The 21,948-nt window shown below is 59.5% G+C and carries 20 protein-coding genes, 4 tRNA genes and 1 pseudogene; 6 read left to right on the top strand and 19 right to left on the bottom strand.

Annotation, left to right across the window (positions count from 1 at the left end):
* Nucleotides 1-13: 13 nt before the first annotated feature.
* The 9 genes from RS887_RS16440 to RS887_RS16400 form a co-directional block, all read right to left on the bottom strand.
* Nucleotides 14-976 carry a type II secretion system F family protein gene (locus RS887_RS16440; protein WP_322616157.1) on the bottom strand — a complete coding sequence of 321 codons (963 nt, stop codon included), beginning with the start codon at nt 974-976 and terminating at the stop codon, nt 14-16.
* Nucleotides 977-1,005: 29 nt separating this feature from the next.
* Nucleotides 1,006-1,992, bottom strand: coding sequence for a type II secretion system F family protein (locus tag RS887_RS16435; RefSeq protein ID WP_322616156.1), 987 nt, complete (start codon nt 1,990-1,992; stop codon nt 1,006-1,008).
* On the bottom strand, nt 1,989-3,431 hold the full coding sequence (locus tag RS887_RS16430; protein WP_322616155.1) for a CpaF family protein: 1,443 nt from the start codon (nt 3,429-3,431) through the stop codon (nt 1,989-1,991). Before RS887_RS16430 ends, RS887_RS16435 begins: the two co-directional genes overlap by 4 nt.
* Nucleotides 3,432-3,434: 3 nt before the next feature.
* Nucleotides 3,435-4,655: an AAA family ATPase gene (locus tag RS887_RS16425; protein WP_322616154.1), complete on the bottom strand. Its 1,221-nt coding sequence runs from the start codon at nt 4,653-4,655 to the stop codon at nt 3,435-3,437.
* Nucleotides 4,649-5,077 carry a Tad domain-containing protein gene (locus tag RS887_RS16420; protein WP_416339980.1) on the bottom strand — a complete coding sequence of 143 codons (429 nt, stop codon included), beginning with the start codon at nt 5,075-5,077 and terminating at the stop codon, nt 4,649-4,651. The genes RS887_RS16425 and RS887_RS16420 overlap by 7 nt, the downstream gene beginning before the upstream one ends.
* Before the next feature lie 157 nt (nt 5,078-5,234).
* Complete coding sequence (cpaB, locus tag RS887_RS16415; protein ID WP_322616152.1) at nt 5,235-6,044, bottom strand: Flp pilus assembly protein CpaB; 810 nt, start codon at nt 6,042-6,044, stop codon at nt 5,235-5,237.
* Between the two features lie 15 nt (nt 6,045-6,059).
* On the bottom strand, nt 6,060-7,388 hold the full coding sequence (locus RS887_RS16410; RefSeq protein ID WP_322616151.1) for an AAA family ATPase: 1,329 nt from the start codon (nt 7,386-7,388) through the stop codon (nt 6,060-6,062).
* Nucleotides 7,389-7,390: 2 nt separating this feature from the next.
* Nucleotides 7,391-7,918 carry an A24 family peptidase gene (locus tag RS887_RS16405; RefSeq protein ID WP_322616150.1) on the bottom strand — a complete coding sequence of 176 codons (528 nt, stop codon included), beginning with the start codon at nt 7,916-7,918 and terminating at the stop codon, nt 7,391-7,393.
* Between the two features lie 193 nt (nt 7,919-8,111).
* Complete coding sequence (locus tag RS887_RS16400) at nt 8,112-8,306, bottom strand: Flp family type IVb pilin (protein WP_322616149.1); 195 nt, start codon at nt 8,304-8,306, stop codon at nt 8,112-8,114.
* Between the two features lie 412 nt (nt 8,307-8,718).
* Here RS887_RS16400 and RS887_RS16395 point away from each other — a divergent pair, with 412 nt between their 5' ends.
* The gene (locus RS887_RS16395) at nt 8,719-9,588 is read left to right on the top strand and encodes a DNA-binding response regulator (protein ID WP_322616148.1); all 870 of its coding nucleotides are present in this window, start codon (nt 8,719-8,721) and stop codon (nt 9,586-9,588) included.
* A 58-nt stretch (nt 9,589-9,646) separates the two neighbouring features.
* Here the strand turns inward: RS887_RS16395 and RS887_RS16390 are convergent.
* The 4 genes from RS887_RS16390 to RS887_RS16375 all read right to left on the bottom strand — a co-directional run bounded on the left by RS887_RS16390 (nt 9,647) and on the right by RS887_RS16375 (nt 10,059).
* Nucleotides 9,647-9,722 (bottom strand) — tRNA-Gly (locus RS887_RS16390).
* 3 nt (nt 9,723-9,725) lie between these two features.
* Nucleotides 9,726-9,801: transfer RNA gene (locus tag RS887_RS16385), tRNA-Glu, on the bottom strand.
* A 104-nt stretch (nt 9,802-9,905) separates the two neighbouring features.
* Nucleotides 9,906-9,981: transfer RNA gene (locus RS887_RS16380), tRNA-Gly, on the bottom strand.
* 2 nt (nt 9,982-9,983) lie between these two features.
* A tRNA-Glu gene (locus tag RS887_RS16375) sits at nt 9,984-10,059 on the bottom strand.
* A 383-nt stretch (nt 10,060-10,442) separates the two neighbouring features.
* Here RS887_RS16375 and RS887_RS16370 point away from each other — a divergent pair.
* On the top strand, nt 10,443-11,201 hold the full coding sequence (locus tag RS887_RS16370; protein ID WP_322616147.1) for a hypothetical protein: 759 nt from the start codon (nt 10,443-10,445) through the stop codon (nt 11,199-11,201).
* Between the two features lie 59 nt (nt 11,202-11,260).
* On the opposite strand, the gene RS887_RS30615 is transcribed toward RS887_RS16370, so the two are convergent.
* The 4 genes and pseudogenes from RS887_RS30615 to RS887_RS16355 form a co-directional block, all read right to left on the bottom strand.
* Nucleotides 11,261-12,124, bottom strand: a complete 864-nt coding sequence (locus RS887_RS30615) for a methyl-accepting chemotaxis protein (RefSeq protein WP_416339979.1) — start codon at nt 12,122-12,124, stop codon at nt 11,261-11,263.
* Nucleotides 12,122-12,346 (bottom strand): annotated as a pseudogene (locus tag RS887_RS30610) (HAMP domain-containing protein); the annotation flags it as partial. The gene RS887_RS30615 and the pseudogene RS887_RS30610, both read right to left, overlap by 3 nt.
* A gap of 987 nt (nt 12,347-13,333) precedes the next feature.
* Complete coding sequence (locus tag RS887_RS16360) at nt 13,334-14,719, bottom strand: PLP-dependent aminotransferase family protein (RefSeq protein ID WP_322616145.1); 1,386 nt, start codon at nt 14,717-14,719, stop codon at nt 13,334-13,336.
* A gap of 263 nt (nt 14,720-14,982) precedes the next feature.
* A complete protein-coding gene (locus tag RS887_RS16355; RefSeq protein ID WP_008003267.1) occupies nt 14,983-15,744 on the bottom strand; it encodes an SDR family oxidoreductase in 762 nt (253 codons plus the stop codon).
* Between the two features lie 235 nt (nt 15,745-15,979).
* Between RS887_RS16355 and RS887_RS16350 the strand changes: the two genes are divergently transcribed.
* The gene (locus RS887_RS16350; protein WP_322616144.1) at nt 15,980-16,984 is read left to right on the top strand and encodes an NADP-dependent oxidoreductase; all 1,005 of its coding nucleotides are present in this window, start codon (nt 15,980-15,982) and stop codon (nt 16,982-16,984) included.
* A 138-nt stretch (nt 16,985-17,122) separates the two neighbouring features.
* On the opposite strand, the gene pyrF is transcribed toward RS887_RS16350, so the two are convergent.
* Nucleotides 17,123-17,821 (bottom strand): orotidine-5'-phosphate decarboxylase, encoded by a 699-nt coding sequence (gene pyrF, locus RS887_RS16345; RefSeq protein WP_008016546.1) that lies wholly within the window; start codon nt 17,819-17,821, stop codon nt 17,123-17,125.
* A 296-nt stretch (nt 17,822-18,117) separates the two neighbouring features.
* Here pyrF and RS887_RS16340 point away from each other — a divergent pair, with 296 nt between their 5' ends.
* The 3 genes from RS887_RS16340 to xopAW all read left to right on the top strand — a co-directional run bounded on the left by RS887_RS16340 (nt 18,118) and on the right by xopAW (nt 20,770).
* Nucleotides 18,118-18,876 (top strand): response regulator, encoded by a 759-nt coding sequence (locus RS887_RS16340; protein WP_322616143.1) that lies wholly within the window; start codon nt 18,118-18,120, stop codon nt 18,874-18,876.
* Complete coding sequence (locus RS887_RS16335; RefSeq protein ID WP_322616142.1) at nt 18,876-19,925, top strand: HAMP domain-containing sensor histidine kinase; 1,050 nt, start codon at nt 18,876-18,878, stop codon at nt 19,923-19,925. Before RS887_RS16340 ends, RS887_RS16335 begins: the two co-directional genes overlap by 1 nt.
* A 233-nt stretch (nt 19,926-20,158) precedes the next feature.
* Nucleotides 20,159-20,770, top strand: a complete 612-nt coding sequence (xopAW, locus tag RS887_RS16330; protein ID WP_322616141.1) for an EF-hand domain-containing protein — start codon at nt 20,159-20,161, stop codon at nt 20,768-20,770.
* Between the two features lie 85 nt (nt 20,771-20,855).
* Here the strand turns inward: xopAW and RS887_RS16325 are convergent, their stop codons facing one another.
* Entirely contained in the window at nt 20,856-21,911 is a 1,056-nt protein-coding gene (locus RS887_RS16325) for an AI-2E family transporter (protein ID WP_322616140.1), read from the bottom strand.
* Nucleotides 21,912-21,948 lie beyond the last annotated feature (37 nt).

Raw genomic sequence — 21,948 nt, 5'->3', positions numbered from 1 at the left:
CACTCCTGCTCACTTAACCGAATGCCTTGAATACCCCGATCATGGCGGGACCAATGGCTATCAGGAAGAAGCTCGGCCACAGGCAGAAAATCAGCGGGAATATCATCTTGGTGCCAATTTTCGCCCCCATCTCTTCGGCGGCCTGCGTACGCCGGTCACGGAACTCATCAGCATAGATGCGCAGGGTGTCCGCCACGCTGGTACCAAAGCGGATACTCTGCGCCAACAGACTGACCAGTCCTTGTACGTCATCCAGGCCAGTGCGCAGGGCCAGTTGCTTGAGCGCCTCGGTACTGGAAATGCCCGCGCGGATTTGCGCATTGACCAGGGCCAGTTCTTCAGCCAGTTCGACCTGACTGACCGACATCTCCTCAGCTACCCGTTCGATGGTCGTGGGCAAGGCCAGGCCCGACTCCACGCACACCACCATCAGATCCAGCGCATCCGGAAACGCAGCACGCAGCCGACCTTGTCGCAACTGCTTGCGCTTGGTGACATACAGTGCTGGCACCAACCATCCGATAGCGGCCACCAAGAACACCAACAGCAGTCCCATGGTCAGGGACACCTTGGGAATCATCGGCAACAGCAGCAACGCAATACCAATCAATAACAACGGCAACATCAAGCGTACCGCCCAGTACATCCGCACCGCCGACGAGGAGCGGTACCCCGCATGCATCAACAGGGTCTGGGTGACGGAAGTCTGAGCCGATTCGGCCGAGGTAAAGCGCTGGCCGACCCGCTCCAGCAACAGTTGCAGGTTACCCGGAGCTTCCTGCCCGGTCGTGTTGCCTAAATGACCACGCTTGATCAGCGCCAGACGACGCTGCACCGGGTCCTGAAGTCCCATCATCAGCAAGATCACGGCGACGGCCACAAGCACAGCACTCAAACCGATCGCGCCAAGGAACAACAGGCGCACCACCTCCTCATTCCCCGTGAACCGACTGAACAACCCGAGCAAAAAGTCCATGACCTGTACCTCCCGGTAGCGAATACCGCTTAAACCTGAATCCGGATGATTTTGCGAATCCAGAAAATCCCGACCAACATAGAACCAAAAGCCCCAAGTATCAGCTTATGGCCCAACGGTTCATTGAGCAGCAACGGCATGTATTTAGGGGTAGTGAACAAAATCACAGCCGCCAGTACGAAGGGAATGGCCACCAGTATCCAGGCCGACATCCGCCCTTCGGCCGACAGGGTTTTGACTTTGCGCTGAAAGCGGAAGCGCCCGCGGATCAGCTGACTCAGACGCTCCAGCACCTCGGTCAGATTACCGCCGGTCTCGCGATGGATAAGGAGCGAGGTCACCAGCATCATCACCGTCATGCTTGGCATCCTCTCCAGTAGACCGAGCATGGCCCGGCGTACATCGTTGCCATAGTTGATATCGGAGAAGGTCAGGCCGAACTCATGAGCCACCGGCCCCTTGTGTTCCTCGGCCACCAGGCGCAGGGTTTCGTTGAAGGGGTGTCCGGCGCGCAAAGCGCGGCACATCGCGTCCAGCGCATCCGGCAGGCCTTCCTCGAACGCAGCGAAACGCTTGCCACGATCGCGAGAGATTTTCAGTATGGGTAACCAGAAGACCGCGAAACCCGCCAGCAGCGCCATCCACCAGACTGACGATACCATCCAGATCAAGATACCCGCCCAGACACCCAGCACCAGCCCGAGCAGCAATACCCGATAGGCCCGGTATTCGTGCCCGGACTGCTCAATCATTTGCGTCAACGCCTCCATAAAGGGCAGTTGTTCAAGCCTGGCCTCCAGAGGTGACAAGCGTGTCAGGTATTTCTGCCGCAACACCGTCTGCATGTTGGGCAAATTATTGGCTTTCTCCATTACGTGCAGGCGGCCACGGATGCGCTTGCGCATCTTGCCGGCCTCGCCGAACACCGGCACCACCACGCCCTGGGACAGGAGGAAGACGGCGATAAACACCATGCCGAGGAACATCAGAATGAATTCACCGGGAACCTGGTTCATGACTGCCGCGCCTCCATCCACTCCGGCCTGAACATCGCAAGCGGCAACTCGATGCCGCGCTTGGCCAGCACATCGCGGAAGGCGGGGATCATGCCGCTGGGCCGAAAATCACCGAGTACTTCGCCGTTTTCGCCCACGCTGTGGCGCACGAAGGAGAATATTTCGGTCATGGTGATGATCTCGCCCTCCATGCCGTTGATCTCCTGCACGCTGACCAGGCGGCGCTTGCCGTCCTCCTGGCGTTCCAGCTGGATGACCACTCCGATGGCCGAAGCGATCTGTTGGCGCATGGCCTTGATCGGAAAGGTCGCCCCGGTCATCGACACCATGTTCTCGATTCGCCCCAATGCATCGCGTGCGGTGTTGGCGTGGATCGTGGTCAACGAGCCGTCGTGGCCGGTGTTCATCGCTGTCAACATGTCCAGCGCCTCGGCGCCGCGCACTTCACCGATCACAATACGGTCCGGACGCATCCGCAGGCTGTTGCGCACCAACTCCCGCTGGTTCACCTCGCCACGCCCCTCGATATTCGAAGGTCGGGTTTCCAGACGCACCACATGGGGTTGCTGCAGTTGCAGCTCGGCCGAATCTTCGATGGTGACGATCCGCTCGTTGTGCGGAATGAAACTGGACAGCACATTGAGCATGGTGGTCTTGCCGCTGCCGGTACCGCCGGAAATCAGCACGTTCAAGCGCCCACGGACAATCGCCTTGAGCAGCAGGGCAATGGCCGGGGTCAACGCCCCCACCTGGATCAGGCTGTCGGTATTGAGCAGGTCCACCGCAAAGCGCCGGATCGACATGCTCGGGCCGTCGATGGCCAGCGGCGGAATAATCGCGTTGACCCGCGAACCGTCCTTGAGCCGCGCATCCACCAACGGCGAAGACTCGTCGATACGCCGACCCAGGCTGGAAACGATGCGGTCAATGATGTTCAGCAAATGCCGATCATCGCGAAAACGCACATCGGTGCGTTGCAGCTTGCCGAAGCGCTCGACATACACTGAGTCATGCCGGTTGACCAAAATGTCGGACACACTGTGATCGGCCAGCAGCGGTTCCAGAGGTCCCAGACCGAGCACCTCGTCGGTGATCTGCTTGATGATCAATTGGCGGCTGGAAGTACTCACCGGTGCCGAGTGTTCATCAAGCAGGCGCTGGCAAATATCGCGAATCTGCCGCGCGGCCTCAGCCTGTTCAAGGGAGTCCAGCAAGGACAGGTCCATGACCTTCAGCAATTGCTGGTAGATCTTTTCTCGCCACTCGGCTTCCACCGGGGTGACCTGACTTCTGGTTTCGTAAAGAACGTCCGGCGTTGCACGTTCCCACGCCATTATTTCCTCGGCCGGATCCAGCAGCTCGTCACCTGGCTGGCCAGCCGGTGATGAGGCGGGTTTACCGGCCTGTTTGCGCAAGCGGTTACGAAAGTCGCTGATCATGGGTCACCCCCCGAAAAAACGGTTGAAGGCACGTTTGAGCACGCCTTTTTTTCCAGCCATCTGCTTGCCGAGCAGGTCATCGGCCACGTTGCGCAGGGCAACGGTGATCGCCGCCTTCGGCGCATGCAGACCCAACGGCACACCTGTATTCTGACTCTGGCTGACCAGGTTGAAGTCGTTGGGTAATTTCGCCAGGTTCGTGCAGCGCAGCGCCTCGCCGATATCCTTGAGGCTGACCGCTGCCGTCTTGTCATAGCGGTTGACCACTATCTGCAACTGATCCCCACGCACGCCCAGGTCTTCGCGAAGAATCCGCACCAGGGAGCTGGCATCGCGCAGATGGCTGACGCTCTGCTGCACCACCACGTACACCCGATCCACCTGTTCCAGCACGGAGCCGGTGAGGTGGTCGATTTGCCGCGGCAGATCGATCACTACCCAGTCAAAGCTGGCGCGGGCCAACTGCATCAGGGTATCAAGCTGCTCGGGTTGGGCATCCTGCGGCAGACACAGCTCACCGGCCCGGCCCCCCAGCACATGCAAGGTCGGGCTGAAGTGGCTGCAAAAACCCCGTAGCGCGACACTGTCCATGCCGTCGATCTGATGCAACACCTCCAGGTGGCTGTGGGTTTGCGCCACATCCAGGTAATGCGTCACGCTGCCAAATTGCAGGTCCATGTCCAGCAACAGGGTACTGCCACCCTTGATGCTGAGCTGCTGAGCCAGGTTGCAGGCCAGCAAGGTGCCGCCGGAACCGCCCTTGGCGCTCATCACGGCGATCAATTTCCCTTCTGTCCCGCTGCCGGTCCGAACCTCCATGACCAGGCGATTCAAAGCGGCGACCAGTTCCGTCTCGGCGACGGGCTCCGGCAGCACGTCACGGGCGCCGGCCTGCATCGCCAGGCGCATGCCTTCCTGTTCGCTCAGCAGACCGCACACCAACAGCGGCGGACGCTCATGGGCCGGGCGCTGCAACAGTGCCGTCAACTCTTCACGCCACAGGTGGCTGACGCGCAACAGCAACAGATCGGGCATCCGGTCCAGGCCGTAGAGCGGGTCGACATGCCCATTGCTCACCAGCCGAGTGCTCACCTCCAGGCTGGGCATGCGTTGGCAGATGCTCTGCAGGTCGCGCAATGACGTGGCATCACGGCTGCTGATCAGCAACCGTAGCCCGGCTTTGCCGGTCGCACTGGAGAGTGGAGTGTCCCTGGTATTCAGCATGGCGTGATCTCCCCGGAATCGGAATAACGCCCAAGGCTTTCGCGTGGCAAGGTGGCCCTGAATGCAGGCAGGGTAATGGGCACGCCGAACCCGGGAATGAACAGGTTGAGAACGAAGTTTTGCAGACTCAACCGGACATAACGGACGGCACGAAAACCGCTGGTGCCGGGGTTGGCCACCAGATCACCGTTTACGTCCAGATAGGTCAGCGTCAGGTGGGGGGTGGCCAGATTGCCGATCAGCTGGCTATTACCTGCATCCCCCGCCGCGTTGAAGCTCGCCCGCCGCAACACCACCGGATCGCTGAAATTGCATACCGCCGCCAGGCGTGTAACACGCCGCACGGCCTCATCCAGCGCATTCTGCAGGCGCGTTTTGTTCAGCCGCATATACCCGCCGTCCAAAGCCAACGCCGCCATCATGGCCATTACCGCCAACGCGATCACCATCAAGACACTCACCGATCCTACCTGGCGCCTTGGCGTCGAAGTGAACGGCCGCTGAATACGAAGATTCATCATCAAGCCCTCGATTGCCGATACCGATCCGGATCGGCTTTGCCAATGCCGTGGTGCCCTGTCAGCGAATATTGACTACTTTGGTTTCGATCCCACGGATGATGGTGATAGCCCCACCACCCTCGACCCTGCTGCGCGGTACCACGCGTTTTGGCTCCGCAACGGAGGCCACAGCCATGGCCGGCGCAACAGGCGCAACGGCCGCGGTTTTTTTCTCGAGGTTCAGTGGGTTACGCAGCGCCAGTTGCAACTTGCCTTCCGTTTGCGCCGTGACCAGGGCTTCCGCTTCAGCGGCCGACATCTCCAAAGTCACGGCGCGCACCACGACCGGTTGGGTCTTGTCGGTACCCGCGGTCTGATCCACCGCCAACACCCGCAAGTTCTCGAGGATGGTCCTGGACGTGGCGCTGTTACTGCCGGTATTGGTGGATTTGGTCGCCAGTACATCGACCCGGTTACCCGGCAACAGGAATCCGCCCACGCCGACCACATCGTCCACGCGTACCGATATGGCGCGTTTGTCAGGTGCTATCAAAGAGGCCAGGGTGCTGCCACCCAGGTGTTCGCTCAGACGCGCACCGCGCACGATGTCGCCCCGCAAAATGTCGAACGTTGCGATCTTGCCCACGGCTTTTTCGCTGGTATCGAAGGCATCGTCCGGGATCGTATCCATGGGCATGCGTACGGTCGTGACCTGCTGGGCCTCGACCATCTGCCCGAATGGAATCTCTACCGTGGCGACCACCACGTTTCGAAGGTGGTCATCCGGGCTGGCATTGAGCCGCGCGCTCAGCCAGGAATCGGCCAGCCATGCTGCCCCAAGGCCCATGGCCAGAGAAACGCCTATCAGGGTAAGCGTACGAGAGCTCATGTCAGTATCTCCGTATCAAAGAAAGTCGAGCTGGACGAAGTAGTTGTGCCAGGCCCATTCCAACTCTTTCGGTGACAGTGGTCCGGAACCGCCCATGTAACGCTGGTGATCGAGCGCCATGTTCAGGAGATCGCGGGGATGGCAAGGCACCAGGGGCATGCCTTCACTTGCATAAAGCCTGTGCAGCACATAACGCACCAACAGCGGGTCATAAGAAATACCCAGACGCTCGCTTTCCATACGCCAGATCTTTTCGTACTCCTCGGGCTTCAGGTAACCGAACTGCAGCTTGTAGCCAATCCGGCGAAGAAAGGCCTCATCGGCCAGTTCCAGGGGATTGAGGTTGGTGGAAAACACCAGAATCAGATCGAACGGTAGCTCGCAATGCCGACCGCCGCCCAGGTTGAGGAAATCGCGTTTCTCTTCCATCGGCACGATCCAGCGATTGAACAGCTCGGCGGGGGCCATGCGCTGGCGTCCCATGTCGTCGATGATGAACAGGCCATTGCTGGCCTTGAGCTGCAAGGCGGCCTGGTATTGGCGGGTGAAGGGGTCATAACGAACGTCCAGCTGCTCCATGCTCAACTCACCGCCCGTGATGACGATCGGGCGTTTGCAGCGCAGCAGTCGACGGTCGATCCCTTCGTTGAGCATCAGATTGTTCTGTTGAACGTTTTCATCGAGCCGCTGATGCACCTGCGGGTCATAGATCTCGATCACCGACTCGTTGATGACGATGGCATGAGGGACCCAGATGGCCTCGGCGAACAGACGGATCAGTCGACTGCTGACATAAGTCTTGCCAGTACCCGCGGGGCCATAAATCATGATCGCGCGCCCGGAGTTCAGCGCCACACCCAACTGATCGAGCATCCCCTCCGTGAGCACTACGCCAGCCAGGGCGTTGTGCATATCCTTGGCGGTGATGCGACCATGGTGAATGGTCTGTAACTTGATCAGGGACCGGTAGGTACTCACCGGGAAAGGGGCCGCTCCGATATAGCCACTGCGCGACAGGGCATCGCGGGCGGCACTGCGACCCCGTTCGGTCAGGCCATAACGCAGCATCTGCCCGCCCGTTTGACTCACCTGGCCAAGCACTTCGACACGGCCATCCTTGCGCAGAAATGCCAGGACTTCTTCAAGCACCGCGCCGGTCAGCGCCAGGCGCTCCACCAGCCGCGACATGTCCAGCACACCGGCATCGAACAAATGCTTGCACACCAACTCGCCCAGAAAACTGTCTGTCAAACCGGTTTCGCGGATAGTGCACGGCTGAGGAGCCAGTCGTTGTATCGCGTCCCGATCGCTGGGGTAGGCATCACTATCGAGGATGACGTGCATGTCTAACCTCCAAATCCACCGGCAACGAGTTGCCAGTAAACACTGTTAAAAGTGCCAATCAATATTGCAATCGAATAAGGAAAAGGCTTGCCGGCTACTTCATCTGAAGTTGGCGCCAGATAAGCCTGCGCCCTTAGAATCAACCAATAGCGTCCCAGGGTCTGACGTAATTGACCGCGAAACAGCACTATCAATAAACCGCACATGCCGCCGGCTATCAGGCTGAACATTGCAGCCCACAATGCGTAATGGAACGGTAGAAAACTGCCGACCATGGCCATCAACTTGACGTCACCGGCAGCCATGCCACCGAAGGCGTACATCGGCAGAAACAGCGCAAAACAGATCAGGATGCCCAACAGGCTGTCACCCAATCCGCTGACACCACCTGAATACATTTGACCGATCAATCCCAGGACAAGGCCCACCAGGACGAGCATGTTGGGAATACGGTGGCGAAGCAGATCGCTCACCACCGCCACGCCCAAAAGTCCTATCAGTAAAACCATCGATACCAGTTCCGTGGACATGGCATGTCTCCCTGCGAGTATTAATCGTTAGCACGCAACGTTGCTGTTGGCGGCCTTGAACAACGCAGTGATTTGCGCTCTCTACGCAAATTGACAGGGACAACGCGAAGTCCATGAAGAAAGTTGCCGGCGCCCTATCAGAAATAACGGCAACCGGCTGTCCCATGGACATCGACGCGTCCCCCAGCGGCAATTATGGGCAGGCGGTAGCACTGACCGCGTCGCACAGTGCCTTAATTTTGGTATGAACCGCTGTTCCAAGGGAGGTGAATGTTCCGACGACAAGCGCCGTAACCAGCCCGCCGGCTATCGCGTATTCCACAACGGTCAGACCATCTTCGTCTTTGACGAATTTCACTACCGAAGCCTTGATTGTTTGCATGATCATTTTGCCCACCTCACTCGAATGTTGTTTTTTTCTGAGGCAGTACGTTCTGCGCTGCCTGAGTGCAACACTAGTCAGGGGCAAGGCATGGGCGTTAGGAAGATTTTGCACATCGCTAGGACTTTTTTGCGGGGCGGCCAAATACGTGGTATTGGCCTTTGCAGAAGTAGCGGGAGGGATAAACAAGGCATGGCAAGGCCAAGGCGATTGTCATTGATTCACCAGCGACAAGCGGTTCAACCCGGGCTTGTCGAAGACACACCAACAAACAGTCACCCCGGGCTGCCTTCCTGACGACCCATAGAGCGAAAAGAACTAAAAATCGTCTTTCCTATCAGGATTAAATCTGCAAAGTGATGGCACCTTGGCAATACTCCTTAGCGAAGAGAGTCACCAAGAACCCCAGAGTAGAGACATGACGTCCAACTTGACCAAAAGGCCATCGCTCCTGTGGTTCGATCTGACTCATGATCGGTCCACGAAAGAACTCGTCGCGCAGTTCGAAGACACCTGCGACTGCAATCTGGCGAAAAACTCCGTGCTGCCCATCAGGGAACAGGCAGACATGATCTGCATCCACTTTGATCGCCCCGACACGCAAGGCTTGAGGCTATTGCTGGAGATCAAACGCACCACACCCAGCATCCCGATCACCATGTTCACCGTGCAGCACTCGGAGGAACTGGCTGTCTGGGCCATGCGCTCCAGCGTCTGGGAATACATGGTGCTCCCGCTCTCGACCAGCGAGAGGAAGCGCTACCTGACGGCGCTGGTGCAGCTCTGCGAGTTGCGCCGAAATGCCAACGCCCGGGGCAAGTCATCGCAGATCGACCACTCCCCGACCCTGCCGGATAGCATCCGGCTGACCTCGGGACACCAAAAACACCAGGCGCTGAGCAATATCATGCTGTACATCGAACAGCACTTTCGAGACAGCATCGATCAGAGGGAACTGGCACAGCGCTGCGGCATGACGACATTTCGCTTCAGCCGCCTGTTCAAGGAAGCCAATGGGCTTGGCTTCACGGATTACATCCTGGACAAGCGCATGAACTTCGCCAAAGACCTGCTCGACAACAGCCAGATGCCAATTACCAGCATCGGCTATGAGGCCGGCTTCAAGGATCCTTCCTACTTCGCTCGTGCCTTCAAGCAGTTCGCCAACTGCACGCCCAGCGAATACCGCCTGGCACAACAACTCAGAGCGGCTACAGCTGTGCAACTGGAGCAGGATGAAGAAACCACTGAAGCGCTCGAAAGCTTGGTACAAAGCCTCGGCGGTTGATCCGGTTTTTTACGCGCAAACAAAAACGCCGCTCAATGAGCGGCGTTTTTGTTAGATATGGAGCGGGAAACGAGACTCGAACTCGCGACCCCGACCTTGGCAAGGTCGTGCTCTACCAACTGAGCTATTCCCGCAAATGGCGTCCCCTAGGGGACTCGAACCCCTGTTACCGCCGTGAAAGGGCGGTGTCCTAGGCCACTAGACGAAGGGGACACGCTGCCCGGAACACATGGTGTGTGTTTCGGTGCCCAGATCCGCATCCGAAGACTTGGTTCTGGTTTCACTCAGCCCTGCCCGAAAGCAACGCTGTTTAAAACTGGAGCGGGAAACGAGACTCGAACTCGCGACCCCGACCTTGGCAAGGTCGTGCTCTACCAACTGAGCTATTCCCGCATTGGCGTCCCCTAGGGGACTCGAACCCCTGTTACCGCCGTGAAAGGGCGGTGTCCTAGGCCACTAGACGAAGGGGACACACTACAACATTCACTCCCTGCCGCGTTTCGCTGTGTGCTTTACGCTGCAAGTGGCGCGCATTCTATGGATGGATTGAGAGGTCGTCAACCCCCTGATATAAATTTATTTAAATCAATGACTTCGCCCTGCTTTTGGGGGCCATTGGGGTTTTTCCGCTGCCCGGCGTTTGACGCCTATATTCTGGCACCCGCCAAGACGTTATAGTCCACCAGTGATGGCAATTTGTATATCACGTGCCACCATTCATAGAAGCGGGGCTGCGGCCGATATAAGCGCAGGCATGTCCGATCCAATCCCGTCATGCGGGCCTGGGCGCTCAAATGCCAAGCCACTAAACTCGCATGCGTACCTAATAAGAGGTCTTACCGGTGACGCCACTCATGATCACCCTGCTCGTTGTAGCCGGGATCGCACTGTTGATCGCCATTGGTTACATCAACCATGTGGTGGAAAACAACAAGCTGGAAAAGGCCCGTACCAAGATTGAACTCAACGATCGGCTGCGACGCTGCGGCGAGATCACCGAGACGTTCCCCGGCCAACTGATGACCCCGGCACTCAAGCTGTTGTTGGCCCGCCTGGAACTGAACGTCTGCCAGCGCCTGCTCAACCTGGAAAAATCCAGCGCCAACCTCAAGGCACGGATCGCCGAACTGGAAACCCTTGTCGGCCAGGGTGAATCCATCCCGGTCAACAATCCACCGGCACCGATCCAGACCGAAGCCAAGGCCAAGGATGTACGCTTCCTGCTTGAAGCCCTGCACGGCCAAATCACCCGCGCGGCACAGGACGGCTTCCTGGCCCCCAACGAGGCCAAACGCTGGATCCGTGAAGTGCGCCACATCCTCGTGCTGCTGCACATCGAGTTCTTCAACAACCTCGGCCAGCACTCCCTGCAACAGAACCAGCCCGGGCAGGCTCGCCTGGCATTCGAGCGCGGCGTGCAGTACCTGCGCAAACAACAGGAACCACAGGTCTACGCCGAGCAACTGGAATACCTGGAAAAACTCCTGGCCCGCGCCAATGACCAGGTCATGGATCGCATTGCGCCGGTCGAAGGCGAGGTCAACCAGTTGACCGAAGGCCTCAAAGACGTCGAGGCTGACGCGGACTGGAAAAAGAAAGTGATCTACGACTGATCAGCGAAAACAGAAAAGCCACCGCGAGGTGGCTTTTTTTGGCCTGGCCGAAGATCATTTCAAAGCCTGAAATGCCCCACCATCCCCTTCAGCTCAACCCCCAGCTGCGCCAGCTCGATACTGGATGCGGCATTGCCCTGCATCGCCAGCGATGACTGATCGGCACTGGCGCGAATACTGGTGACACTGCGGTTGATCTCTTCGGCCACCGAGCTCTGCTCCTCGGCTGCCGCGGCGATCTGCTGGTTCATCTGCTGGATCAACGACACCGCCGCCGCAATACTTCCCAGGGCACTCTCGGTCTGCAAGGCATCGCTGACCGCCAGCTTCACCAACTCGCCACTGCTCTGGATCTGCTGCACCGACGACTGCGCCGCCGAGCGCAAAGCGCTGACCAGGCGTTCGATTTCCTCGGTCGATTGCTGGGTTCGCCTGGCCAGTGCACGTACTTCATCGGCCACCACGGCAAAGCCCCTGCCCTGCTCGCCAGCCCGGGCCGCCTCGATCGCCGCGTTCAATGCCAACAGGTTGGTCTGTTCGGCCACGCTTTTGATCACACTCAAAACCGTGCCGATGTTCTGGATTTCCGCACTCAGGCTTTCGATGCTCGAACTGGCCGATGAGGCCGAATCCGCCAACTGTTCGATCCGCACCATGCTCTGACGCACTACCTGCTGACCGCTTTCAACCTTGCCGTCAGCCGTTTGCGCGGCTAACGCCGCTTCTTCGGCATTGCGTGCGACATCATGCACCGTGGCCGTCATCTGATTCATCGCGGTGGCGACCTGTTCGGTTTCCTCCTTCTGCGAGCTGACTTCGAGGTTGGTCTGTTCAGTCACCGCCGACAGCGATTGGGCAGAAGTCGCCAACTGCTCGATACCCGACTGCAAGCCGCTGACGATATGACTGAGACCCGCGCCCATTTGCTGCATTGCCTGCATCAACTGACCGATTTCGTCACGGCGGGTCACGTCAATGGTCGCACTCAAATCCCCTGAGGCAATCTGCTGCGCCACATGAATTACGCTGCGCAGCGGTGCCACGATCAACCGGGTGATGAGCCACGCGGCGACCAGCCCAACCAGCAAGGCCAATGCGGAAGAGCCGAGGATCAACAGCGAGTTCTTTTTCAGTTCAGCCTGCATCGCCAGGTCTTCAGCGACATAAGCCTGATCCACCCGCTCGACCACCTGGGCTGCGCGCTGGTGCAATTGTTGATAGACGGTTTTTTCCTGTTCCAGCAAGCCGGTGTACTCGGCAAGCTTGTCACTGAAACTGGCAATATGACCCATGACCTCATTGAGGACGGTCTGGTACCCCTCGTCCTTGACCGTGGTCTTGAGCTGCTCGGCCTGGGCCAATGCCTGGCTGGCCTGTTCGATCTTGCCCTGCCCGGCGCTGTCGTCGCCTTTGCGGCTTTGATCCAGACGCACCCGCGCTTCATTCATGGCTTGCAGCATCAAGCGTGAAACCTGGCTGACCTGACTGGCCTGCTCGATGAATTGCGCACCGTCCTTGCCTTCGGAATCTTTCAGCGTATAGGCGCCGTCATCGGCGAGCCCGGATTGTAAAACATCAAGATTGTTGGCCACGCTGGACACCGACCAACTGGCCATTTCCAGCGCCAGGTCCTTGGCCTGAGTGAGCGAGACAAACTCGTCGAAGGCCTTGCGATAGGCGCCCAAAGACTGTTCGACATCATTCATCACCGGCACGTTGGCCGCAGACGCGGCCTTGAGCTGGCCGGCCAGGGCGATCAGGCCATCGACGCCCTCGTGCAGGGCATCGACGGTTTTCGGATTGCCATGCAAGGCGTACTCCTGTTCCAGCAGCCGCACCTTGAGCAAACCGCTGTTGAGCGATGACATATGCTTGAGCCCGTCGAAGCGCTGACTGATGGTTTGCAGGGACCAAACGCCAATGCCCGCCACCAGCGCAGTCAACAACAGCACCAGAACAAACCCGACACCCAGTTTTTTCGCCATACCGAGGTTGGCAAAACGTCCTTGCACGGCCGAATTCATTGCACTTAGTCCCCTGCCAAAGTCTGTAGACGCAGATTCGCAACGGGCCAGTATCAACACAAGGCTCTGGCGCCTGAATAATGGCAAAAAGCTACGCCAACGTCGTTTTCAGAACGCTTGAGGTCGATCCCGGGCAGTGGCCTGAAGGAACGCACGGGCACGTGGGTCGCAGGCATATGCCACATTGATCCGCTGCCAGTCACTGGCCTCATCCGAGGGGTTGAAGGCGGTCTTCGATGACAGCAGTACACCCAGACGTCGTGCCTGGGTCCGCACCTGATCGTAGTCGCACGTTCGTGATCGCGCCCAAATGAACAGGCCTCCCGCCGGTTTGCCGAAAACCTCCCATTCGGCATTTTCAAGCAACTGCAACGCCGCCAGCCGGTCGCAGCTCAAGCGTTGGCGCTGACGCTGCAGCAGTTTGCCGTAGGCACCGTTAGCCAACAGGCACGCCAGCACCGACTCGCAAAATCGTGAGGCGCCCATACCCGTGGTCATCTTGACCTCGGCCAGACGCGTAATGACCTCAGAACCGGCCACCACAAAACCGACCCGCAAGGAACTGCTGAGGGTCTTGGAATAGCTGCCCACGTAGATCACCTTGTCGTCCAGCGCAGCCAGCCGCATACCGGAACCACTGTGCAAATCCGCATAAACGTCGTCTTCGATCACCTGCACGCCAAAGGTCCTGGCCAACTGCAGCACGCGGCGCGCCACCAACGGTGCAAGGCTGCTGCCGGTCGGGTTGTGATAAAAGCTGTTGATGAGCAGCCCTTGAGGCCGGTGTTTGGCCAGCACCGATTCGAGCACGTCCACGTCCGGTCCGCGCGGTGTTCGCGGCACATCGACCATGTGGATGCCGTGCAGCCTGAGCAGATCGAACAGCACCGGATAACCGGGACTCTCCACGACCACGCAGTCACCGGCCTTGAACAGTGTTCGCACAATCAGGTCGAGCCCCTGACTGGCACCCGCCGTGGTCATGATCCGGTCGTCCGGCACCCGGATGTCCAGTTGCCTGAGGCGCTTGAGTATCTGCTGTCGCAAGGCTGGCAAACCCAGCGGCGAGCTGTAGTTGAACAGGCTGGCCGTATCGGCACGACTGACTTGCCGAATCGCGTAAATCAGATCGTCGGTCTCGCGCCAGCTTTCAGGCAGCCCGCCACTACCCAGCGGCAACTCACTCGAACAGGGCCCGTGTTCGGGGTCAGCCCCCTCGAGCCACGCAGACTCGTGCCTTGCACCCATGGCCAATGCCGGGTCGGCAACCGTATAGCCGGCCCCATGACCTGACACCAGCATCCCCTGCGTCACCAGGCGCTCGCAGGCCTGAGCGACGCTTTCCTGACTGAGCAAATTGATACGCGCAATCTGTCGCACCGAAGGCAGGCGCGTACCGGGCATGACCCCGCTGGATTGAAGCCAGCAAGTCAGCGCATCGACAATTTGCTGTACGACGGGCACCAGCGCCTGTCGGTCGATTCTCAATTCCATGAGCAAACAAACTCCTGTTGGTTTTGCGAGAAGCAGTTAATCACAGGAGTGTTCGAGGGCCTGTGCGACAACGCCGCCAAAACCATTCGATCTCATCATTTGAAACACATTGCCAGGCCCTTTACAGAGCCAAAAAAACTGTGGGAGCGAGCCTGCTCGCGAAAGCGGTGTGGCAGCCAACGTTAATGTCGACTGACATACCTTCTTCGCGAGCAGGCTCGCTCCCACAGGTTGCTGCTTTTTCTCAGTAGCGATGCATGGGTTCAGAACGCGGTAACGCCGCCATCCACCGCCAATGAGTGCCCCGTGGTGAAAGCCGCGCCATCGCTGCACAGGTACAGCACCGCGCTGGCGATTTCTTCGACCTTGCCGATGCGGCCGACCGGATGCATGGCATTGGCGAACTCGCCTTTTTTCGGGTCGGCTTCATAAGCTCGACGGAACATATCCGTGTCGATCACCGCCGGGCACACTGCGTTGACCCGGATCTTTTTCTTGGCGTACTCAATGGCCGCCGATTTGGTCAGGCCGATCACCGCATGTTTAGAGGCAGCGTAGATGCTCATTTTCGGCGCGGCCCCAAGGCCGGCCACCGATGCCGTATTGACGATCGCGCCGCCCCCTTGCGCCAGCAGCAGCGGCAATTGGTATTTCATGCACAGCCAGACGCCTTTGACGTTGACGCCCATGATCGCGTCGAACTCGTCGAGCGTACCCTCGGCCAGCTTGCCTTTCTCGATTTCGATGCCGGCATTGTTGAAGGCATAGTCAAGGCGACCGTAAGTATTGATCACCTCATCCATCAGATTTTTAACATCGCTTTCCAGGGTAACGTTGCAGCGCACGAAGGTCGCTTCGCCACCGGCCGTACGAATCAGCGCCACCGTGCCCTCGCCGCCCGCCGTGTCCATGTCGGCCACCACTACCTTCAGACCCTCGGCGGCAAATGCCTGGGCGGTCGCGCGGCCAATACCGGCCGCCCCACCCGTCACCACGACCACCTGGCCGGAAAACGTCATGCTCATTGTTATGTCCTCGAGAGAAGAAAGCAGAAAATCGCGCATGACCAGTCTAGCCATGGAGGTCTTGAACACGGCAGCACTATCAAGACTCCGGTTGGGCGCCCATGAGTTGCAGTGATGGAACTGCCGTACCAACTATCACTGCACTGGATCAATGTGCATTCGCCGCATCAGCCGAACTTGCGGCATCGTCGCTGACCGGCTATCAACAAAGCTTCATTCATCTTGAGTGCCTGCCATGACCTCCCAGACCAATCGCCAATTCCTGCTCGCCAAACGTCCGGTCGGCGCGGCGACCCGCGAGACATTCACTTACCAGGAGGTGTCGGTCGGCGAACCGGCGGCGGGTCAGATCCTGGTCAAAAACGAATACCTGTCCCTGGATCCGGCCATGCGTGGCTGGATGAATGAGGGCAAGTCCTACATCCCGCCGGTCGGGCTCGGCGAAGTCATGCGCGCATTGGGTGTAGGCAAAGTCATTGCGTCGAACAACCCGGGGTTTGCAGTCGGGGATTACGTTAATGGCGCCATCGGCGTGCAGGATTACTTTCTTGGCGAGCCACGGGGCTTCTACAAGGTCGATCCGAAACTGGCACCCCTGCCACGTTACTTGTCCGCACTGGGCATGACCGGGATGACGGCGTACTTCGCCCTGCTCGACGTCGGCGCGCCGAAGGCCGGTGACACTGTGGTGCTGTCGGGCGCGGCCGGTGCCGTGGGCAGCATTGCCGGGCAGATCGCCAAGATCAAAGGGTGCCGGGTGGTCGGCATCGCCGGCGGCGCGGACAAGTGCAAGTTCCTGATCGATGAACTGGGTTTCGATGGTGCTATCGACTACAAGAGTGAAGACGTCCTCGCCGGTCTCAAGCGCGAGTGCCCGAAAGGCGTCGACGTGTATTTCGATAACGTGGGTGGCGACATCCTCGACGCGGTGTTGAGCCGCCTGAACATGAAAGCGCGGGTAGTGATTTGCGGTGCCATCAGCCAGTACAACAATAAGGAAGCGGTCAAGGGGCCGGCCAATTACCTGTCGCTGCTGGTCAACCGTGCACGCATGGAAGGCTTTGTGGTGATGGACTACGCCGCCCAATACGCCAATGCCGCGCAGGAAATGGCCGGCTGGATGGCCAAGGGGCAACTCAAGAGCAAGGAAGACATCGTCGAAGGACTGGAAACCTTCCCGGAGACGCTGATGAAGTTGTTCAGCGGGGAGAATTTCGGCAAGCTGGTGCTAAAGGTTTAACCCACATTTGAAATGGTCACAAATCCAAAGTGGGAGCGGGCTTGCTCGCGAAAGCGGTGGGTCAGTCGATATCGATGTCGACTGACACGCCCTCTTCGCGAGCAAGCCCGCTCCCACATTTGGATCCTGGGTGTCTGATCAGGCCAGTTCAGCCACGACCGAAGCCAACGCCTTGGCCGGATCCGCTGCCTGGCTGATTGGACGGCCGATCACCAGATAGTCGGAACCGGCATCCAGCGCCTGACGCGGAGTCAGAATACGGCGCTGATCGTCCTGGGCGCTGCCCGCCGGACGAATCCCCGGGGTCACAAGTTGCAGCGACGGATGTGCCGCTTTCAGGGCCTGGGCTTCCAGGGCCGAGCACACCAGGCCGTCCATCCCGGCTTTTTCCGCCAGGGCGGCCAAGCGCAGAACCTGCTCTTGCGGCTCGATGTCCAGACCGATACCTGCCAGATCTTCACGCTCCATGCTGGTCAGCACGGTCACACCGATCAGCAGTGGTTTCGGGCCGGTGCGCTGATCCAGCACTTCACGGCACGCGGCCATCATGCGCAGGCCGCCGGAGCAATGCACGTTGACCATCCACACGCCCATTTCCGCAGCCGCCTTGACGGCCATCGCGGTGGTGTTCGGGATGTCGTGGAACTTGAGGTCCAGGAACACTTCGAAACCCTTGTCGCGCAGGGTCCCGACGATTTCCGAAGCGCAGCTGGTGAACAGTTCCTTACCGACTTTGACCCGGCACAGCTTCGGGTCCAACTGATCGGCCAGCTTCAGTGCGGCGTCACGGGTAGGGAAATCCAGGGCGACGATGATAGGAGTCTGGCAGGCGGACATGAGTGGGCTCTCAGGCAAGTCGAAATCGGCGCGCATTGTAGCGGAACCAACGCCGCTGCGGGACCCGATGATCGGTAAATCGTCGCGACGGCTCAGGCAAGACTAGCCCTCGAGGCCATTGTGTCGAGTTCGATACACACACGACACGCCCATAACACCCGGGCCCGCTACCCTCGGCAACCGCAACAGGTCCTTGCAACAGCACTTCCCGCCTCAGGGCCGGACGCCTATGCTGGAACCACAACCTCGCAGCCTATCTTTGTGGTTGGCAGCCTACCTGGCAGATGAACGCACGCATGCGAAACACCCAAGCACCCGTGAACGACGACCAGAAAACGCCCGGTGACGACAAACGCTGGAGCATTCGCGCCCTGATCGTCGACGATGACGTCCCGATCCGCGAACTGATGATCGACTACCTGGCCCGGTTCAACATCCACGCCAGCGGCGTCACCGATGGCGCTGCGATGCGCCAGGTGATGCAGGCGGAGCATTTCGACGTGGTGGTGCTCGACCTGATGCTGCCCGGTGAAGACGGTCTGTCGCTGTGCCGCTGGTTGCGCGCCGAATCGGACATCCCGATCCTGATGCTCACCGCCCGCTGCGAACCGACCGACCGGATCATCGGCCTCGAGCTCGGCGCCGACGACTACATGGCCAAGCCATTCGAGCCCCGCGAGCTGGTAGCACGGATCCAGACCATCCTGCGTCGGGTGCGTGATGACCGCAGCGAGCAACGCGCGAACATTCGTTTCGACAATTGGCGCCTGAACAGCGTGTTGCGGCAACTGATTGCCAACGATGGCCTGGTAGTGCCGCTGTCCAACGCCGAATTCCGCCTGCTCTGGGTGTTTATCGAACGTCCGCGCCGCGTGCTCAGCCGTGAACAACTGCTGGACGCCGCTCGCGGTCGTTCGATTGAAGCCTTTGACCGCAGCATCGACCTGCTGGTGTCGCGCCTGCGCCAGAAACTCGGCGACGACCCCAAGGCTCCGCAATTGATCAAGACCGTTCGTGGCGAGGGTTACCTGTTCGATGCCCGAGACATCGGCTGATGCGCGGGCGCTTCGATTCGCTGTTCGGCCGCCTGTTTGGCGTGTTGCTGCTGGCGATCATCCTCGCGCACCTGCTGGCCTTTGCCTGGTTTCACCATTACGGCCCGCCGCCACCGCCGCCGCCACCGGAGTTTTCCGAAGGCCTGGACGGGCCGCGCCCACCGCTGGACCCACGCTTAGAGAAACGGCCACCACGGCCGTGGTTTGGCGGCCCCCTGGTGCCCCTGACGTTTCAATTGGTCTCGCTGATCATTGCCGCCTGGTACGGCGCCAAACTGCTGAGCCGGCCGATCCAGCGCCTGAGCGACGCGGCCGAGCGCTTGAGCGAAAACCTCGACAGCCCGCCACTGGAAGAATCGGGACCACGGGAAGCGCGGCAAGCGGCGCACACGTTCAATAAAATGCAGCGCCGCATCCTTGAACAGGTCAAGCAGCGTTCACGCATGCTCGGCGCAGTGTCCCACGACCTGCGTACGCCGCTGTCGCGGCTCAAGCTGCGGCTGGAAAAAATTGACGACGACAAGCTGCAAGGCCAGATGCGCCAGGACCTCGACGACATGATCAGCATGCTCGACGCCACCCTCACCTATCTGCATGAACAGCGCACCAGCGAAGCCCCGCAGTGGATGGACGTGCAGGCGCTGGTGGAGTCCCTGAGCGAAAATGCCCAGGACCAGGGCGCGAACGTCCAGGCCCGCGGCCACTGTGCCCCCCTGCAGGTCCAGCCGATGGCCTTGCGCTCTTGCCTCAACAATCTGATGGACAATGCCCTGCGCTACGCCGGGCAGGCGCTGATCAGCCTGGAGGATCATCGTCAGCATTTGGTGATTCGGGTCATCGACCATGGGCCGGGTATCGCCGCGGAACAACATGAAGCCGTGTTCGAACCCTTCTTTCGCCTTGAAGGCTCGCGCAATCGCAACTCCGGCGGCGTGGGCCTGGGCATGACCATTGCCCGCGAAGCCGCGCAACGAATGGGCGGGCAACTGACCCTGGAAGAAACCCCGGGTGGCGGCCTGACGGCTGTGATTCGCCTGCCGCGTACTTGAAGGCTACACCAGCCCTTGTGGGAGCGAGCCTGCTCGCGAAAGCGGTGTATCAGTCAACATAGTCGTCGACTGTCAGTCCGCGTTCGCGAGCAGGCTCGCTCCCACAGGGCTTTCGGTGGGTCTGATCGCCATGTGTACCCCTCGGTACAAACTCTACATACCCGCGACAACTTGCCCCTTGAGTCTGCATAAGCCGGTACACCACCGGTTTGTCTTTCCAGGGAGTGAGCCCGATGATCGGTAGCATCAGCAGTAATTACCCGAACTACACCAGCTCCAGCAGCACCACAACCAATAGTGCCCGCAGCCAGCAATTCCAGAAGGACCTGCTGGCCAAACTCGACAGCAACAGCAACGGTACGGTCGATCAGGATGAACTCAAGAGTGCCTTGTCACAGAAATCCGACGACCTCGACAGTGATGGCAGTGGCAGCCTGAGCAGCGAAGAAATGGCCACAATGGCTCCCCCGCCACCTCCACCAGGCGATGAGGCCCCCAACACCGACCTCGCTGACGCATTGATCAGCGCGCTGGACGCCGACGGCGATGGCGCCATCAGCAGCGATGAACTGAGCAGCGCGCTGCAGGCCAGCACCAGCAATTCATCGACCAGCACCGACACCAGCGCCGCGCTGCTTAAAGCGCTGGACAGCGACAGCAACGGAGGCATCAGCAGTGATGAACTCAAGGCGGCCCTGCCGGCCGATCGCGAGCAGAGCACCAACAGTACTTCCGATCAACCGAGCGTAAATGAAGCGCTGCAAAAAATGATTGCCAATCTGAGCAAGCAGTACTCGCTCGATAACTTGGCGAGCGTGGGCAAGCACCTGAACGTGGCGACCTGAGTCAAAAGCTTGGTCGGATCGCCACCCGGAGCAAGCCTGCTCCGGGCGGCGATCCGACGAAGAGGCCACAAGCTGAATACAAATCTCAGGGCCGGCGATCTTCAACCCGTGCCTGGGTCTTGCTCCAGTCGATCAACAGGCTGTAAGCCACCGCCAGCAATGTCGGGCCGATGAACAGGCCGATAAAGCCAAAGGCAATCAACCCGCCAAACACCCCAAGCAGCACGATTACTAGCGGCAGGTTACCGCCACGGCTGATCAGGTACGGTTTGAGCACGTTGTCGACACCGCTGATGATGAATGTGCCCCAAATTCCGAGGAATATGGCCAGCCCATACTCGCCTTTCCAGGCCAGCCACGCAGTCGCCGGAATCCACACCAACGGAGGGCCCATCGGGATCAGGCTGAGCATGAACGTCACAATGCCGAGTACCAACGCACCCGGTACGCCGGCAATCAGGAACCCGATCAGCGCCAGGATCGCCTGGGCCGCCGCCGTGCCGATCACACCGTTCACCACCCGCTGTACCGTGCCTGCCACCAGTTCAATGTAGTAGCCGGCCCGCTGACCGATCAGCCGCTCCAGCAATGTGTGTACAAACGCTGCCAGGCGCGGCCCGTCACGATAGAAAAAGAACACGAAGACGATGCTCAGGGTCAGCTCGAGAATACCGCCACCGATCTGCGCGCTGCGCGCCAGCAACCAGTTACCCACCTGTCCCAGATAAGGCTTGAGCGACACCATCATCGCCGCGCCCTGTTCATCGATACTGTTCCAGATCCCGACCAGGCGCTCGCCCACCAGGGGAATCGAACCCAGCCAGGCCGGTGCTTCGGGTAGCCCCTCGACTTGCGCATCCTTGATGAATGCCGTGGCATCGCGCACATGATCGGCAAGGTTGAAACCCAGCCACACCAGTGGTGCCGCTACCAGCACCATCCAGCCCAGCGTCAACAATGCCGCTGCCAGAGACTCGCGGCCATTGAGCCAACGGGTCAGCAAGCGCATCAGTGGCCAACTGGCGAATGCCAGGACCGCGCCCCAGAACATCGCCGACCAGAACGGCGCCATCACCCAGAAGCTCGCGCCGAACAACACCACGAGCAGGATCTGCACCAAAAGGCGATCGTTATTGATCATCAAAAGTCTCGAAAAAGTCAGTCAGCAAAAGAGTAGG

Origin of the sequence: Pseudomonas sp. BIC9C (genome assembly GCF_034541995.1) — a bacterium.
Classification (GTDB): Bacteria; Pseudomonadota; Gammaproteobacteria; order Pseudomonadales; family Pseudomonadaceae; genus Aquipseudomonas; species Aquipseudomonas fluorescens_CC.
This window is presented reverse-complemented; position numbering and strand designations above follow the sequence as displayed.

Bases quoted from the DNA above. Each gene is read 5' to 3' on its own strand.
- cpaB (WP_322616152.1), bottom strand. From the start codon at position 6,044: ATGAGCTCTCGTACGCTTACCCTGATAGGCGTTTCTCTGGCCATGGGC.
- RS887_RS16430 (WP_322616155.1), bottom strand. From the start codon at position 3,431: ATGATCAGCGACTTTCGTAACCGCTTGCGCAAACAGGCCGGTAAACCC.
- RS887_RS16440 (WP_322616157.1), bottom strand. From the start codon at position 976: ATGGACTTTTTGCTCGGGTTGTTCAGTCGGTTCACGGGGAATGAGGAG.
- xopAW (WP_322616141.1), top strand. From the start codon at position 20,159: ATGATCGGTAGCATCAGCAGTAATTACCCGAACTACACCAGCTCCAGC.
- RS887_RS16420 (WP_416339980.1), bottom strand. From the start codon at position 5,077: ATGATGGCGGCGTTGGCTTTGGACGGCGGGTATATGCGGCTGAACAAA.
- RS887_RS16360 (WP_322616145.1), bottom strand. From the start codon at position 14,719: ATGGAATTGAGAATCGACCGACAGGCGCTGGTGCCCGTCGTACAGCAA.
- RS887_RS16355 (WP_008003267.1), bottom strand. From the start codon at position 15,744: ATGAGCATGACGTTTTCCGGCCAGGTGGTCGTGGTGACGGGTGGGGCG.
- RS887_RS16370 (WP_322616147.1), top strand. From the start codon at position 10,443: ATGATCACCCTGCTCGTTGTAGCCGGGATCGCACTGTTGATCGCCATT.
- RS887_RS16405 (WP_322616150.1), bottom strand. From the start codon at position 7,918: ATGTCCACGGAACTGGTATCGATGGTTTTACTGATAGGACTTTTGGGC.
- RS887_RS16395 (WP_322616148.1), top strand. From the start codon at position 8,719: ATGACGTCCAACTTGACCAAAAGGCCATCGCTCCTGTGGTTCGATCTG.
- RS887_RS30615 (WP_416339979.1), bottom strand. From the start codon at position 12,124: ATGGGCGCGGGTCTCAGTCATATCGTCAGCGGCTTGCAGTCGGGTATC.
- RS887_RS16325 (WP_322616140.1), bottom strand. From the start codon at position 21,911: ATGATCAATAACGATCGCCTTTTGGTGCAGATCCTGCTCGTGGTGTTG.
- RS887_RS16335 (WP_322616142.1), top strand. From the start codon at position 18,876: ATGCGCGGGCGCTTCGATTCGCTGTTCGGCCGCCTGTTTGGCGTGTTG.
- pyrF (WP_008016546.1), bottom strand. From the start codon at position 17,821: ATGTCCGCCTGCCAGACTCCTATCATCGTCGCCCTGGATTTCCCTACC.
- RS887_RS16435 (WP_322616156.1), bottom strand. From the start codon at position 1,992: ATGAACCAGGTTCCCGGTGAATTCATTCTGATGTTCCTCGGCATGGTG.
- RS887_RS16425 (WP_322616154.1), bottom strand. From the start codon at position 4,655: ATGCTGAATACCAGGGACACTCCACTCTCCAGTGCGACCGGCAAAGCC.
- RS887_RS16400 (WP_322616149.1), bottom strand. From the start codon at position 8,306: ATGATCATGCAAACAATCAAGGCTTCGGTAGTGAAATTCGTCAAAGAC.
- RS887_RS16340 (WP_322616143.1), top strand. From the start codon at position 18,118: ATGCGAAACACCCAAGCACCCGTGAACGACGACCAGAAAACGCCCGGT.
- RS887_RS16350 (WP_322616144.1), top strand. From the start codon at position 15,980: ATGACCTCCCAGACCAATCGCCAATTCCTGCTCGCCAAACGTCCGGTC.
- RS887_RS16410 (WP_322616151.1), bottom strand. From the start codon at position 7,388: ATGCACGTCATCCTCGATAGTGATGCCTACCCCAGCGATCGGGACGCG.